Source organism: Chryseobacterium sp. A321 (assembly GCF_054489265.1).
Window position 1 is genome coordinate 399,175 of record NZ_JBTMWZ010000001.1, and the last position, 12,928, is coordinate 412,102.

14 protein-coding genes are annotated in these 12,928 nt (G+C 41.3%); 5 read left to right on the plus strand and 9 right to left on the minus strand.

Translation table 11 applies throughout. The features are described 5' to 3' along the window. The first annotated feature begins 52 nt into the window (after positions 1–52). Complete coding sequence (trpS, locus tag ACX3PZ_RS01930) at positions 53–1,021, plus strand: tryptophan--tRNA ligase (protein WP_459082551.1); 969 nt, start codon at positions 53–55, stop codon at positions 1,019–1,021. A gap of 84 nt (positions 1,022–1,105) precedes the next feature. Here trpS and ACX3PZ_RS01935 read toward each other — a convergent pair whose 3' ends face one another. The 4 genes from ACX3PZ_RS01935 to ACX3PZ_RS01950 all read right to left on the minus strand — a co-directional run bounded on the left by ACX3PZ_RS01935 (position 1,106) and on the right by ACX3PZ_RS01950 (position 4,982). Next, positions 1,106–1,798 (minus strand): YjjG family noncanonical pyrimidine nucleotidase, encoded by a 693-nt coding sequence (locus ACX3PZ_RS01935; protein WP_459082553.1) that lies wholly within the window; start codon positions 1,796–1,798, stop codon positions 1,106–1,108. Positions 1,799–1,971: 173 nt separating this feature from the next. Further along, on the minus strand, positions 1,972–2,454 hold the full coding sequence (locus ACX3PZ_RS01940; RefSeq protein ID WP_459082555.1) for a hypothetical protein: 483 nt from the start codon (positions 2,452–2,454) through the stop codon (positions 1,972–1,974). A gap of 113 nt (positions 2,455–2,567) precedes the next feature. Continuing rightward, complete coding sequence (gene metK, locus ACX3PZ_RS01945) at positions 2,568–3,845, minus strand: methionine adenosyltransferase (RefSeq protein ID WP_459082557.1); 1,278 nt, start codon at positions 3,843–3,845, stop codon at positions 2,568–2,570. 189 nt (positions 3,846–4,034) lie between these two features. After that, entirely contained in the window at positions 4,035–4,982 is a 948-nt protein-coding gene (locus tag ACX3PZ_RS01950) for a hydrogen peroxide-inducible genes activator (RefSeq protein ID WP_459111873.1), read from the minus strand. A 240-nt stretch (positions 4,983–5,222) separates the two neighbouring features. On the opposite strand from ACX3PZ_RS01950, the gene ACX3PZ_RS01955 reads away from it, so the two are divergent. From ACX3PZ_RS01955 to ACX3PZ_RS01970, 4 genes are read left to right on the plus strand one after another with little or no spacing between them, the layout of a single operon-like run. Beyond that, positions 5,223–5,993 (plus strand): enoyl-CoA hydratase/isomerase family protein, encoded by a 771-nt coding sequence (locus ACX3PZ_RS01955; protein ID WP_459111874.1) that lies wholly within the window; start codon positions 5,223–5,225, stop codon positions 5,991–5,993. A 38-nt stretch (positions 5,994–6,031) separates the two neighbouring features. Beyond that, complete coding sequence (locus tag ACX3PZ_RS01960) at positions 6,032–6,469, plus strand: deoxycytidylate deaminase (protein WP_459082563.1); 438 nt, start codon at positions 6,032–6,034, stop codon at positions 6,467–6,469. Continuing rightward, positions 6,470–7,375 carry a site-specific tyrosine recombinase XerD gene (gene xerD / locus ACX3PZ_RS01965; RefSeq protein WP_459111875.1) on the plus strand — a complete coding sequence of 302 codons (906 nt, stop codon included), beginning with the start codon at positions 6,470–6,472 and terminating at the stop codon, positions 7,373–7,375. Further along, the gene (locus ACX3PZ_RS01970) at positions 7,372–7,887 is read left to right on the plus strand and encodes an NUDIX hydrolase (RefSeq protein ID WP_459111876.1); all 516 of its coding nucleotides are present in this window, start codon (positions 7,372–7,374) and stop codon (positions 7,885–7,887) included. The genes xerD and ACX3PZ_RS01970 overlap by 4 nt, the downstream gene beginning before the upstream one ends. Before the next feature lie 5 nt (positions 7,888–7,892). On the opposite strand, the gene ACX3PZ_RS01975 is transcribed toward ACX3PZ_RS01970, so the two are convergent. The 5 genes from ACX3PZ_RS01975 to ACX3PZ_RS01995 all read right to left on the minus strand — a co-directional run bounded on the left by ACX3PZ_RS01975 (position 7,893) and on the right by ACX3PZ_RS01995 (position 12,920). After that, a complete protein-coding gene (locus tag ACX3PZ_RS01975; RefSeq protein ID WP_459111877.1) occupies positions 7,893–8,351 on the minus strand; it encodes a heme-binding domain-containing protein in 459 nt (152 codons plus the stop codon). Then, positions 8,348–10,090, minus strand: a complete 1,743-nt coding sequence (locus tag ACX3PZ_RS01980) for an Ig-like domain-containing domain (protein WP_459111878.1) — start codon at positions 10,088–10,090, stop codon at positions 8,348–8,350. Before ACX3PZ_RS01980 ends, ACX3PZ_RS01975 begins: the two co-directional genes overlap by 4 nt. 40 nt (positions 10,091–10,130) lie before the next feature. Further along, positions 10,131–11,384, minus strand: coding sequence for a serine hydrolase domain-containing protein (locus tag ACX3PZ_RS01985; RefSeq protein WP_459111879.1), 1,254 nt, complete (start codon positions 11,382–11,384; stop codon positions 10,131–10,133). A gap of 82 nt (positions 11,385–11,466) precedes the next feature. Continuing rightward, the gene (locus ACX3PZ_RS01990; RefSeq protein WP_459111880.1) at positions 11,467–12,396 is read right to left on the minus strand and encodes an NAD(P)-dependent oxidoreductase; all 930 of its coding nucleotides are present in this window, start codon (positions 12,394–12,396) and stop codon (positions 11,467–11,469) included. Between the two features lie 5 nt (positions 12,397–12,401). After that, the gene (locus ACX3PZ_RS01995) at positions 12,402–12,920 is read right to left on the minus strand and encodes an acyl-CoA thioesterase (protein ID WP_459111881.1); all 519 of its coding nucleotides are present in this window, start codon (positions 12,918–12,920) and stop codon (positions 12,402–12,404) included. Positions 12,921–12,928 lie beyond the last annotated feature (8 nt).

Below are 12,928 nucleotides of genomic sequence, written 5' to 3' on the forward strand. Positions count from 1 at the left end.
CACTCCCTAAATAACTATTTTTACGATTTAGTCCCTTTGAATAAATAATAAAATGTCAAGAATACTCACTGGAATTCAAGCGACAGGAACCCCCCATTTAGGCAATCTTTTGGGCGCAATTTTTCCTGCCATTGAACTCTCGAAAAACCCACAAAACGACTCTTTCCTTTTCATTGCGAATTTGCACTCCCTAACGTTTATTAAAGACGCGGAAGTTCTTCGCCAAAACACCTACGAAATTGCAGCCGCATGGCTTGCCTGTGGACTTGATCCCAACCGAACTCATTTCTACCGCCAAAGTGATGTACCTCAAGCGACGGAACTCGCTTGGCACCTATCCTGCTTTTTTCCTTACCAAAGACTCACTCTAGCGCATTCGTTCAAAGACAAAGCGGATCGAGTTCAAGATGTCAACGTCGGACTCTTTACCTATCCTGTATTAATGGCGGCTGATATTTTACTCTACGATGCAGAAATTGTTCCGGTAGGAAAAGACCAATTACAGCATTTAGAAATGGCTCGTGATATGGGCGCAAGATTCAACAATCAAATGGGAGAGGTCTTTGTTCTTCCCAAAGCAGAGCTACAAGAAAACACAAAATATGTTCCGGGAACAGACGGACATAAAATGTCAAAATCAAGAGGAAACATCATCAACATCTTCTTACCAGAAAAAGAGCTGAAAAAGCAAATCATGTCCATTGAGACGGACTCCACGCCGCTTGAAGATCCAAAGGATCCAGACACGGATAAAGTCTTTGCGATATACGAATTGATTGCGACAAATGAGCAGAGCGACGATCTCCGTGCAAAATACCTTGCTGGGAATTACGGCTATGGTCACGCGAAGAAAGAACTGTTAAATCTTATCCTTACTTCTTACGAGCAAGAACGAGAAAAGTTTCATTATTACATGAATCACTTAGAAGAATTAGACGAAATTCTTTTGAAAGGAGCTGAAAAAACCAAAGCAGTGGCAAACGAAACCCTGCAAAGAGTTCGAGAAAGTTTAGGCGTATAGCCAAAACTCTAGTATTTAAATCCGTCTTTTTACCCGCAAAAAGGCGGATTTTATTTTTAAAAATTTTAGTGAAATTTTGCCTCTCTACAAAAGGTCCTTGATTTCATGCAAAGAGCGAACAACCTCCACTCCAGGCGCTGTGTACCGGTCTTCAAAAACATCTAAGAAAATGGCACGCATACCAAAATTAAGCGCTCCCTCCACGTCTGCAATCCAATCGTCTCCAATGTAAATAGAATTCTCTACTCTAGCGTCCGTCTTCTCGAAAGCCCATTGGAAAAGTTTTGGGTCTGGCTTTCTAATATCAATTTCATCCGCGCTCGTAATGGTCTTAAAATAAGATTTAATTCCTGAGAGTTCGCATTTGCGAGCCGTCACTTCCTCAAACCCATTCGATAGAATATGCATCGTATACTTCTTTTCGCTTAGGTATTCGAGTAGTTCAAAGGTTCCAGGAACCAGTTCGTTGTACTGCAAAATCTCATCAAGAAAACGACTCTCGAAAAGGGCGGCTAGAGGTGCATTGTCAATTTCAAAAGCACGAAAGGTATCCAAAAACCGATGGCTTCTTAAATAAGCTTTGTCAATGCTTCCATTACGGATCTTAGCCCATAAATCTTCATTTACCGTATAATACTCTTTATAGAATTCGTCAAATTGAAGTCCGTATTTCTGCTGAATATTCTCCTGTTTAAATAGACCCACCAAAGTCAATTCGGCATTCTTTCGATGGTCCCAAAGGGTGTTGTCTAGATCAAAAAAAAGATGGTTAATCATAGGTCCAAATTTACTAAAAATCAATTCGTAACGAAAAGATTGAGGATTCAATCTCTACGATTTACCGTGAATGAATTTATAAAAATAAGCAGATGTACGTTCCCTTGTTTGAAAGTAGAAGAAGCAGGGTACCACTCGAAGTTAGGAAATGAGTTGAAAAGTAGAATTCGTGCTTAATTAAGGAGCTCTCCTATCATTACAAAAGGTAAGTTCAGCGCCACGTTAATATTTAGCCCTTCCAACTTTTTGCCGTCCAGTCCCTTGTCATCAATTGAAAATCCATACCCCGCAGAAAGATCTAGAATCCCAAAAAGCGAAAATCCCACTTTAGGAGCAATGTACTTTGTGGTAAACTCTGCTCCGGCTAGAAAATAGTACGAATGGTAAAAGTCAACTCCCTTTTGAAAATTAAGCAAAACGTCTGTTTGCAACTTAGGCAGAACCTTCACCTCTCCCTCATGAGCTCCGATTAGAGCAGATCCACCCACTCGGTAAAGTACATCGTCGTTACTTAACATAAGGGCTCGTAGTCCTACTTCTCCAAAACTCTGGTTTTGGTATACGTAACCCACATGGGCCATTTTATGAACCGTAAGTTGCGCTGCAATTGGGCTTAGAAGCAACACGAAAAACAATAGGGAAAGCACTCGTTTCATTCGGAAATATATTTAAGCAAATTTAGAAAAAGTTATCTGAAGTCTCTTATGAAATAACAGCCTTCGAAAAGACTCTCGAAGGCTGCAATTAGTATTTTGATAAAAAGACTAGACTAAAGTCCAAATTTTGCTTTGATATCGTCTTGGCGGTCTAATTTTTCCCAAGTAAAGAATTCCAGACCTTCCAGGGTAAGCTCGTTGCTTTTTCCTTTGTTGAAAGTTTTGTTTCCAATATAATGCTCTCTTCCCATGTGGCCATAGGCCGCCGTTTCTTGGTAGATAGGATTTCTTAGTTTTAAGTTTTGCTCAATCGCATAAGGGCGTAAATCAAAAAGTTCAAGAACTTTCGCCGCAATTTCGCTGTCACTTAGTCCCACCTTGCTCGTTCCATTCGTTGTAATGTTTAGACCACATGGCTCTGCAATTCCAATGGCATAAGACACCTGTACTAAAACCTCGTCCGCGACTCCTGCAGCCACTAAATTCTTTGCGATGTGTCGCGTGGCATAGGCCGCGCTTCGGTCCACTTTAGAAGGGTCCTTTCCTGAGAAAGCTCCTCCACCGTGAGCCCCTTTTCCTCCGTAGGTATCTACAATGATTTTTCGACCCGTAAGTCCTGTATCTCCATGAGGTCCTCCAATGACGAATTTTCCGGTAGGATTGATGTGGTATTTAATCTGGTCATTGAATAAATCTTGAACCGCTAGTTTCTGATTTGCTTTCACGCGCGGTATCAAAATATCGATCATGTCTTTTCGAATCTTAGCTAGCATTTCTTGGTCTGCTCCAAATTCATCGTGCTGCGTTGAGACGACGATCGAATCAATTCGAATCGGTTTGTGATCGTCGGAGTATTCAATGGTCACCTGAGATTTTGAATCTGGACGCAAATAAGGGATCACTCCCTCCTTACGAAGGATCGCCAACTCTCTTAAAATGGTGTGTGCCAAATCGAGTGCGAGTGGCATATAATGCGCTGTTTCGTTGGTGGCATACCCAAACATCATTCCCTGGTCTCCTGCACCTTGCGCATTGGCTCTAAGTTCAAAGTCTTCACCCTCAATTACACGATCCACTCCCTGATTAATATCGGGCGATTGATCGTGAATCGCGGAGATTACACCGCAAGAATCACCTGCAAACATATATTCTCCTTTCGTGTATCCAATTTGGTTAATTACGTCTCTTGCGATAGACTGTACATCAAGATAAGTGCTTGATTTTACTTCGCCGGCAAGTACCACTTGACCGGTGGTCACTAAGGTCTCACAGGCCACTTTCGAACTCGGATCGTAGGCTAGAAAATGATCGATCAAGGCGTCTGATATTTGGTCCGCAATTTTATCTGGATGCCCCTCAGAGACAGACTCAGATGTAAATAAATAAGGCATATTAAGTTTCTTATATTAAAGATTATACGTAAGAAAAAGTGCAGAATTGCAAAAGAAACTAAAATAGAAAAATATCTGTTTTAGCATTTTTTTACGAGGTTGCAATCAGTACAAATTTTTCCTCTGCTTTCACTGGGCAAATTTACAGACTATATTCCAACTCTGCAAAAAAACTAACGGGCTTTTCTTTTACTGAGGTCGAATGCCTACGAATTCTTCTGGCGCATTGTTGTAGTTTAATTTTGGCTCCACTGAAGACTTGATCGCTTGGACTAACTCATCTACAATTTTTTGCTTGTACGTGGGCTTGTAATAAATTAAACTAACTTCCCTATACGGAAAAGGCTTTCTGAATCGATGCAACTTCTGCTTTTGTTCACTGGACAATTGTCCTTGAGCTAGCTCGGGTATCACCGTGACACCTCCCACTCGATCCACCATCTGCACTAGAGTATTGATGCTAGAGGCTAAGAAGTCTAAATTCTTTGGCTTAAGTGAGTTCTCCTTCAACTTACATATGTTCTCGAATTGAGTTCGAAGACAGTTTCCTTCTTCTAAAAGCCAAACTTTCTCTACATCAAGTTCCTCTGGAATCACAAAGGAATCTTCCTTTGAATCCAAATAACTTGAATAAACCATTAATTCCTCGTTAAAGAGAAACTCATGATAGAATTCGTTTGCAGCTTCGTAGGGCGTAGAAATAATTCCCGCATCTAACTCACCAGACTTTAATCCTTTAATGATTCCATCCGTGGTCATTTCTTTCACTTTCATTTCAATCTTTTCATGGGTAGAAAGAAAGTCAAAAATTTCTGTAGGCAGAATGTAGGTAGAAACCGTGGGGATAATTCCAAGCGTAATTTTCCCTCCTAACACATTGTTTAATAAATCGGCTTTGCTTCGTAGCTCATTGACTGCATCAATTACTTTCTTGGCTTGCACAATGATTTCAACGCCCACATCGGTCGTACGTATAGGATGGGTGGTTCGGTCAAAAACCTTCACGTCTAACTCGTCTTCGAACTTTTGAATCATCGCGCTTAAGGTAGGTTGCGTTATAAAACACGCCTGTGCGGCTTTTCCGAAATGTCGAAACTTATCTACGGCGATTAGGTACTCTAACTGTTGAATATTCATTGTGGATGTTTTAGCACTTGCAAATATAGTTGTTTTCTATGGAATCACGCCCAATTTAAGCTCGAAAAGAAGCGCTTCGAGCCTCGCCCTCGAGGCTCTTTATTTTCGACATTTATTACGCTATCGCCCTCAATTCATGATGGAATGGAAAGACTCATTTCGCTCATTTACAAGGCAAATTCACACCTCATATGAGAAAAAAATACTAATTTGCATGTTCAAACGAAAATCAGAATTTCCATGAGTACGTACGATACAATAAAACTATCAAAAAACGAGCATTACACACTTTTAACGGTCTCTCGCCCACAAAGTCTAAACGCGCTAAATTCCCAAACTATTGAAGAACTTTCGGCTGCACTGGATGAGCTCGATAAAGATTTGAATTGTCGCGTCGTTATTCTCACAGGCGAAGGCGAGAAAGCTTTTGTCGCCGGAGCGGACATCAAGGAGTTTAGTGATTTCACTACGAAGCAAGCACAAGAACTTGCGCAAAAAGGACAAGACCGTCTATTCAATAAAATTGAAAATCTTTCCAAACCCGTCCTTGCGGCTGTCAATGGTTTTGCACTAGGGGGAGGATTAGAACTTGCCATGGCCTGTCATATTCGATACGCATCCACCAATGCAAAACTAGGTCTCCCGGAAGTAACCCTTGGACTTATTCCTGGGTACGGTGGAACGCAAAGACTTCCGAAATTGGTGGGAAAAGGACATGCAAATGAACTTATTTTTTCAGCCAAAATGGTGAGCGCAGAAAAAGCAAAAGAAATTGGACTCGTGAATGAGGTTTTTTCCCAGGAAGATTTGCTTCCTCAGACGATCGCACTTGCGCAGACCATCGCGAAAAACTCGCCCCAAGGAATCTCTAGAGCCATTAAAGCGGTTAATTTATCGGACAGCTCGGAGGGGTTTGATTATGAAATCGAACAGTTTGGAGTGCTCTTCGAACTTAGCGACAAAAAAGAAGGCGTGAGTGCCTTTTTAGAGAAAAGAAAACCTAAATTTTAAATATTCTCAAACAGGAAGCTTTGGATAGAAATGAAACTATGGTAAGTTATAACAAATTTGATCTTGCATACCTTAAAATGGCACAGGAATGGGCGAAACTTTCCTACTGCCAACGCAAAAAAGTGGGCGCATTGGTGGTGAAGGACCGTATGATCATTTCGGACGGTTATAACGGTACACCCTCGGGGTCTGAAAATCAATGCGAAGATTGTGAGGGAAATACACACTGGTATGTGCTGCATGCCGAGGCGAATGCCATCCTTAAACTCGCAAGTTCGACCCAATCTGCAAAAGGTGCTACGCTTTACATTACCTTATCTCCTTGCAAAGAATGCAGTAAACTAGTCCTGCAGTCGGGCATTTCCCGAGTGGTCTACATGGACGCCTACTCCGACAACCAAGGCATTTCCTTTTTGAAAAGCCACGGCGTCGAAGTTTTACAAATTGAACGAAGCGAAATTATTAAATCTGAGTAAATGAAGTGGGAAGAGAGACTTAACGATTTTGAGCATTTTTTAAGATTCGAAAGGCAATTTTCGGACAATTCAGTCGATGCCTACCTTCGGGATTTAAAGAAGCTAAGTGATTTTGCTACGACCGAGCTCCAAGTTACTCCGGATTCGATCACCTATGCTCATCTTCAAGAGTTTTTGTACCATTTATCAAAAGAAAAATTAAGTGAGAGAACCCAGGCTCGCTGGGTCTCCTCCACGAAAGCATTTTTTAAATATTTGTTAGAAGAAGAACTTCGATCAGACAACCCGGCCACCCTCCTCGAGGGACCCAAACTAGGCCTCTATCTCCCCGACACACTTAGCTTTGAAGACGTAGAAAAAATCATGCAGGCCGTGGAACAACAAACTCCACTTGGACAGCGTAATTATTGCATTATTGAAGTTTTGTACGGATGTGGCCTACGTGTTTCTGAATTAATTGATCTCAAAATTTCAGCCATTAATTTTAAAGAAGGCTATCTAAAAGTGGTGGGAAAAGGAAGCAAAGTACGCTTCGTTCCATTGGCAGCGTACACCGCCAAACTCATTAAAAATTACATTCATGAGGTTCGCTCTACCTACAAAATCCACAAAAAATTTGAAGATCATCTCTTCCTTAATAGCAGAGGATCTTCCATGTCTAGAGTGATTGTATTTATCATCATTAAAGAACTTGCCGAAAAGGCTGGAATTCATAAAAAAATATCCCCTCACACCTTTCGACATTCTTTTGCCACTCACCTACTGCAAAACGGTGCAGACCTTCGCTTTATTCAAGAAATGCTTGGTCATTCCAGCATTACGACCACAGGAATATACACGCATCTAAAAACAGACGAATTACGGCAAGTGATTTTAGATTTCCATCCTAGAAATGCGAAATCATGAAAGGAGGGACTGAGTTTAAATATTGCCCGAATTGTGGAAACAGCAGTCTTACTTGGGATGGGGAAAAACGTTGGAGTTGTACGCAATGTCAATTTACGCTCTATCATAATTGTGCGGCCGCCGTGGCGGTCCTTATTCGCTGCGAAGATGAAATTTTAGTAACCAAAAGAAATTTGGAGCCCGGAAAAGGTTTGCTAGATTTACCCGGAGGGTTTGTCGATCCTAACGAAAGTGCAGAAGAAGCCTGCTCCCGTGAAGTGCGTGAAGAACTTAAAATCGAACTGGATCTAAATTCTCTGAAAATTCTTAAGTCGAGACCCAACGAGTATCCGTACAAAGGGATACTCTATCACACACTGGATCTTTTCGTAGAGTATCGGGTCAAAGAAAAGCCTCTATTTGCAATCGATCGGGGCGAAATTCATTCCGTGGAATGGATGAATCTACATCAATTAGACCTTACTAAGTGGGCCTTTGAATCGCAAAAAGAATTCCTGAGCACCTACATATAAATCAATTATGGCGTTTGTTCCAGTATACCTTGGAAATAATCTACAAGTAATTTCCTTTGCCTTGCATCAAGTCTGGCTTTTGGATGCTGAGCCACATACCCTGCAATAGGCATTTTACTCGCTTTTACCACTTCAATTGAATTTTCGAGCCTGTCCGTTTTCAGATCTTGATTGGCCGTCTCCCAGGTGGAGAAATTAAGGTGAGTCCTCGCTTTGTTTACATTATGCTTGATAGACCAAGAAAGAGGAGCCACGTACGCGACATTCGGATAGATAGTTTCGTTCGAATGACAGTCATAACAAGAAGTACGAAGAACGCTACGAACTTCTTTAGGTGTATTTAGAACGTGTACAAAATCTTCCGAAGCCTTCACGGGAGGATTCGTTCGGTCTACTGGAATAAACTGAATTAGTGCAAAGACAATAAGACCGTAATAAAGAATGTTTAGTAGAGTTTTTTTCATAAGGGTTGTACTCTCTGCTCTAAGGAATCGATAGGGACTTTAAGTGAGTCTGTAGTGGACTTTTCCACTGAGGGATCCAAGAGAGGGTCAGCCGGAATGTTCGGGGTCTCAGTTGACCCGGTCGTTAAATCCCAACTTTCTCGGTTCTCCCAAAGTCCTCGAATCTCGATTTGCTTCGGAAATACAAAAACGGGTTCGGCAAAGTCAAAGTTCGCAAAGTCAGCCGCATCCCAAACTCCATTTCCATTTTGATCCACTAAAATTCGCAATTGATAAGTGGCGGGTGGTATTTCTGTAAACCTATGCTCGGAGCCTTCTACCAAACGTTGGAACTTGACCACTTCGTTTTGATCAAGAAATTGAATCCAGAATTTAGACTGCGGTGCCCCCTGCAATTGAAGGACTAAGGTACCGTAATTTTCTTCCTTGTCTACTTCAAAATTAAATTGGTAGGCCTTCTCATTGGAGATATAATAAGAACTTACACTTTCTTTTGGAAGTGTTAAACTGTATTTTTTTCCGCTCTCAAAGTGGGCATCGATCTTTAATTTTTTCGGATTGATCTCATCGACAAGTGCTTTAAACTCTAGAGTCGTCATGCTGTCCACTTTTAAGGACCAATTCTGCGAATTCACAGTATCAATGGGATAATTTGAGATAATTTCAAAAGGAGAATTCGGTGGAACTACATTTCCTTTCGCATTGGAAAGTGTCATTTCATTTTGTGGATTCAATCGATAGAATAAGGAGGCTTCCCCGGTTTTATCGTCTGCCTGATAGGAAAATTTAATATTTTCACTTTGCGTAATTCCAATGTCTTCCTTACGAGCATCGAACCAGATATGGAGCGAATCCGAATAAGGCTTATAGGTGACTTTGTAATCCTTTATCCGATTGTCCAATTGAACAGAAACGGACCTTGGCTCCCCTTCAAAGAAAACAGTAAATCCACCTAGGGTTTCTTTTGTCTCTTTGTATCGGATGGGTTTCTTGCTTGGATAAAGCGTAATGGGAAGTCCTGAAATGCTTTCCTTCAAGTCAATCGTATCTTTTAGAAAAGCGACCTTTTCTTCCCCTGCGTCAAAGACTGAATTTTGATTCTCGTCTTCAAAAGCTAGCAATCGATAGATTCCTGGAGTTAGGTAGTTTAGCTCATAGTATCCGTCTGGATCTGCTTTGGTAATGTAGTAAGGCTTAGCTCGATAGTCCATAGAGTCTTTTTCTTGATAAAGACCTACCACGTAATCTGATTTTCGAGTCGGCTGAAGCTCGTCTTCCTCGCGCGTTCTAAGCATCCCATCTTTTACCTCTCCACTGATATAGGTTTCATCCAAATAATCTCCTGTAGAAAATGCATAATTAAAATAAGAAAGTACATTCCCTTCGTTTAGGTCGGTAATCGCATTTCCAAAATTCAGATTGTACGTTGTATTTTCTAGCAAGGGTTCTTCCCATTCGATAAGGACGTATTTATTTCCTAACATCGAAGGTAGAATCCTCTTGATCTTAATGGGAGGAGAAATTGTAAGGTTTCGTTGCACGTCCTTTAACGTCACGTATTCATCAAAATTAAGCTGAAGAGATTTAAGGGAAGTCGGAACGTTAATTCGGGTGGTGTCAATATTAGACCCCATAAATCGAGGTGCAAGCGAATCCTTCGCTCCTCCTACGGGGGATCCTACCCTAGCGCAGGAGGTTAGAATAAGGCTTAAACCTAAAAAGAAAAACAGCTTTTTCATGCAAATACTTTAGGCAAATTTAATCAATTATTGCTCACTTTCAACCGCCTTGCGGGGAGTCCTTATTCCCAGGGGAAATAGGCGCAATATCTTTCTTCAACTTTTCAGCTTCATAAGGGAAGTTTTCAAAGAGTGCAGATAGGGCAAGTGCGGAGTATACGCGCTGTGAAAACTTATTCCCAATAGCTATAATCGTGACTTTGGACTGAAGCAAGTGCCCAAACACAGAATTCGTTCCGTGCCACCAACCGTTGTGGTACGTGAGCTTGCTGTTTTCATCAAAAATCTTCATTCGAAAGCCAAACCCGTAATTATTCACACCCGGTCTTTCATTACTGTATGGAGAGAATACCGCATCCATTAACTCTTTGCTTAAAAAATTCTCCGCATAAAGTGCTTTGGAAAAATTTAGAAGATCTCGAGGCGTTGTATAAAGATTTTTATCCCCGTAAATTAGATCGAGACGATCGTATGGATGAACACTAGGTCCTCTCGCATAAAAAGACTTGGCCGCAGTTAGGGTATCCTTCTGCTGAAAAATATAAGAATCCTTCATTTCAAGGGGATCGAAAATCATTTCTTTCATGGCCTCGGGAAACTTCGTCTTGGTCACCTTTTCTACGACAAGGGCTAAGAGTGCATAATTGGTATTGCAATACATAAACCCGGTGTCAGGCTTTCTTGCCAAATCCGGTTTGTACTGAATCAATAAATTTAGGATGTCTTCGTTGTCCAAATACTCTTTGGCCAATTCTTTAGGCTCCGGCTTAATGCGCTCGATTACGTACTCGTATTTCGGCAGCCCACTCCGTTGATTCAAAAGCATTTTCACCGTAATCCCCGAGTAAGGAAACTGAGGGAAAATCGTTTTCAAATCTTGGTCTAGTGTTAACTTCTGCGCTTCGACGAGTCTGAGTACAGCCATCGCCGTCACGGATTTGCTTACAGAAGCGACATGAAGTGCGGTATGCTTGTCAATGGGCTCCACCTTATTCGCTTGTGCAAAACCTCGGTAATTCTCGTACAGAATATTGTCTCCTTTTGCTACAAGAAAACCTCCCCACAGGTTGCCTCTTTCCCAAACTCTTTGATAATACTGATCAAGGGTTTGTTCAATTTCTCCTTGCTGGGGAACCTTGTTGTCTTTGGCATGAAATACGTCCTCTAAATTTACATGGCTAAAGCTCGGTAGTGAATGCGTTGAACTTGATTCGTTGCTTTTTTGATTTTCTTTACAGCTTAGTAGTAAAGCGGGCAAAAGAACCCACCACATCATCCTCTGAAAAACTCTCATCTATTCCTCTTTTTCGTCTTTAATCGAGCGCAAGATAAGAGAATTTAAGAAATTTTAATAAGACTCAAATCATAAAGAAATGTTAACTAAACTGTGCTAAGATTTTATCCACGATAAATTGTGCTAATTTTTCCTTGCTCTGAATTGTCCATCCTGCAATGTGCGGGGTTAGCAGAACACGCGGAGAACTAGTAAGATACCCTAATGAAGAATCGCTTGAATCCAAATCCTCAAAGGAGGCTTTTTCCTGCTCCAAAACATCTAAGGCGGCGCAAATTACTTTTCCGGATTCTAGAGCGTTAACTAAATCTTTCGTTTTAACCGCTTTCCCTCTCGCTGTGTTGATCAAATAGAAAGGTTTATGCATGGCTGCAATAAAACCCTCATCGATCATGTGGTGGGTAAGCTCTGTGAAAGGAACATGAAGACTCACGATATCTGCTCTTTGTTGAAGTTCTTTCAAAGAAACTTGCTGTGCGTACTGATCTTCAATTCCAGACTTAAGGTCGTGAAAAATCACCTGCATTCCAAAGCCTGAAAGTCGCCGAGCTGTGGCTTTGCCCATGTTTCCATACCCAATAAGTCCAAAGGTTTTCCCAAGCAGTTCGTCTCCTCGGTTTTCTTCACGAAGCCAAATTCCTCTTTCGACCTCAAGCGACGCTATTTTAAGTCGGTGGGCTAAAAGAAGCAAGGAGCCAACCACATGTTCTGCTACCGCATCGCGATTCCCTTCTGGAGAATTGATAAGCGTGATGTTTAGTTCCTTTGCTTTCTCCACATCAATGTTCTCCATCCCAGCCCCCACTCTTGCAATGAACTTAAGATGAGAGGCAGAAGTTAAGAAATGGGCATCCAAAGGAATTCTACTTCGAATAATGAGTCCTTCGTACGCTCCAATTTTGGAAAGGATCTGTTCATAACTTGAAGTTGTGTCCTCCTCTATATCAAACCCTTTTGCGCTTAACTGACTTTTAATTAAGGGATGGTTGGTGTCAATCTGTAAGACTCGCATACCCTTTAGGATTGACTAAATAATTTTTTAAGCTCTACGGAATCTTGCGGTTTCATTCGGCCAGATAGAATTAAGGAAAGTTCTTTTCTTCGAAGAGCCGCATCAAATCGGGAAACCTCTAATTCGGTCTCTGGCTCCATTTGAGGAATCGGCACAGGTTTATTGAATTCATCTACAGCGACAAACGTGTAAATCCCTTCGTTCGTGTGAATTTTCTTTTGAGAAATGGGATCGTCAAGCCAAACATCGACGTAAATCTCCATGGAAGTCGAAAACGCTCTTGACACTTTGGATTCAAGTACCACGATTCCTCCTTCTGGAATTGGATGATTGAACGACACGTGATTCACAGAGGCTGTTACCACTCTACGCTCACAATGTCTACTTGCAGAAATCGAAGCACATCGATCCATTCGTGATAGCAATTCCCCACCAAATAAGTTTCGAAGGGAATTCGTTTCGTTTGGCAGTACAATGTTCGTCATTACGGTGAACGATGCACTTGCTTTTTTACTTTTAACCATGTAATAAT

What these genes read in the sequence shown, in the direction of transcription:
- trpS (WP_459082551.1), top strand. Translation starts at nt 53, where the DNA reads ATGTCAAGAATACTCACTGGAATTCAAGCGACAGGAACCCCCCATTTA.
- ACX3PZ_RS01935 (WP_459082553.1), bottom strand. Translation starts at nt 1,798, where the DNA reads ATGATTAACCATCTTTTTTTTGATCTAGACAACACCCTTTGGGACCAT.
- ACX3PZ_RS01940 (WP_459082555.1), bottom strand. Translation starts at nt 2,454, where the DNA reads ATGAAACGAGTGCTTTCCCTATTGTTTTTCGTGTTGCTTCTAAGCCCA.
- metK (WP_459082557.1), bottom strand. Translation starts at nt 3,845, where the DNA reads ATGCCTTATTTATTTACATCTGAGTCTGTCTCTGAGGGGCATCCAGAT.
- ACX3PZ_RS01950 (WP_459111873.1), bottom strand. Translation starts at nt 4,982, where the DNA reads ATGAATATTCAACAGTTAGAGTACCTAATCGCCGTAGATAAGTTTCGA.
- ACX3PZ_RS01955 (WP_459111874.1), top strand. Translation starts at nt 5,223, where the DNA reads ATGAGTACGTACGATACAATAAAACTATCAAAAAACGAGCATTACACA.
- ACX3PZ_RS01960 (WP_459082563.1), top strand. Translation starts at nt 6,032, where the DNA reads ATGGTAAGTTATAACAAATTTGATCTTGCATACCTTAAAATGGCACAG.
- xerD (WP_459111875.1), top strand. Translation starts at nt 6,470, where the DNA reads ATGAAGTGGGAAGAGAGACTTAACGATTTTGAGCATTTTTTAAGATTC.
- ACX3PZ_RS01970 (WP_459111876.1), top strand. Translation starts at nt 7,372, where the DNA reads ATGAAAGGAGGGACTGAGTTTAAATATTGCCCGAATTGTGGAAACAGC.
- ACX3PZ_RS01975 (WP_459111877.1), bottom strand. Translation starts at nt 8,351, where the DNA reads ATGAAAAAAACTCTACTAAACATTCTTTATTACGGTCTTATTGTCTTT.
- ACX3PZ_RS01980 (WP_459111878.1), bottom strand. Translation starts at nt 10,090, where the DNA reads ATGAAAAAGCTGTTTTTCTTTTTAGGTTTAAGCCTTATTCTAACCTCC.
- ACX3PZ_RS01985 (WP_459111879.1), bottom strand. Translation starts at nt 11,384, where the DNA reads ATGAGAGTTTTTCAGAGGATGATGTGGTGGGTTCTTTTGCCCGCTTTA.
- ACX3PZ_RS01990 (WP_459111880.1), bottom strand. Translation starts at nt 12,396, where the DNA reads ATGCGAGTCTTACAGATTGACACCAACCATCCCTTAATTAAAAGTCAG.
- ACX3PZ_RS01995 (WP_459111881.1), bottom strand. Translation starts at nt 12,920, where the DNA reads ATGGTTAAAAGTAAAAAAGCAAGTGCATCGTTCACCGTAATGACGAAC.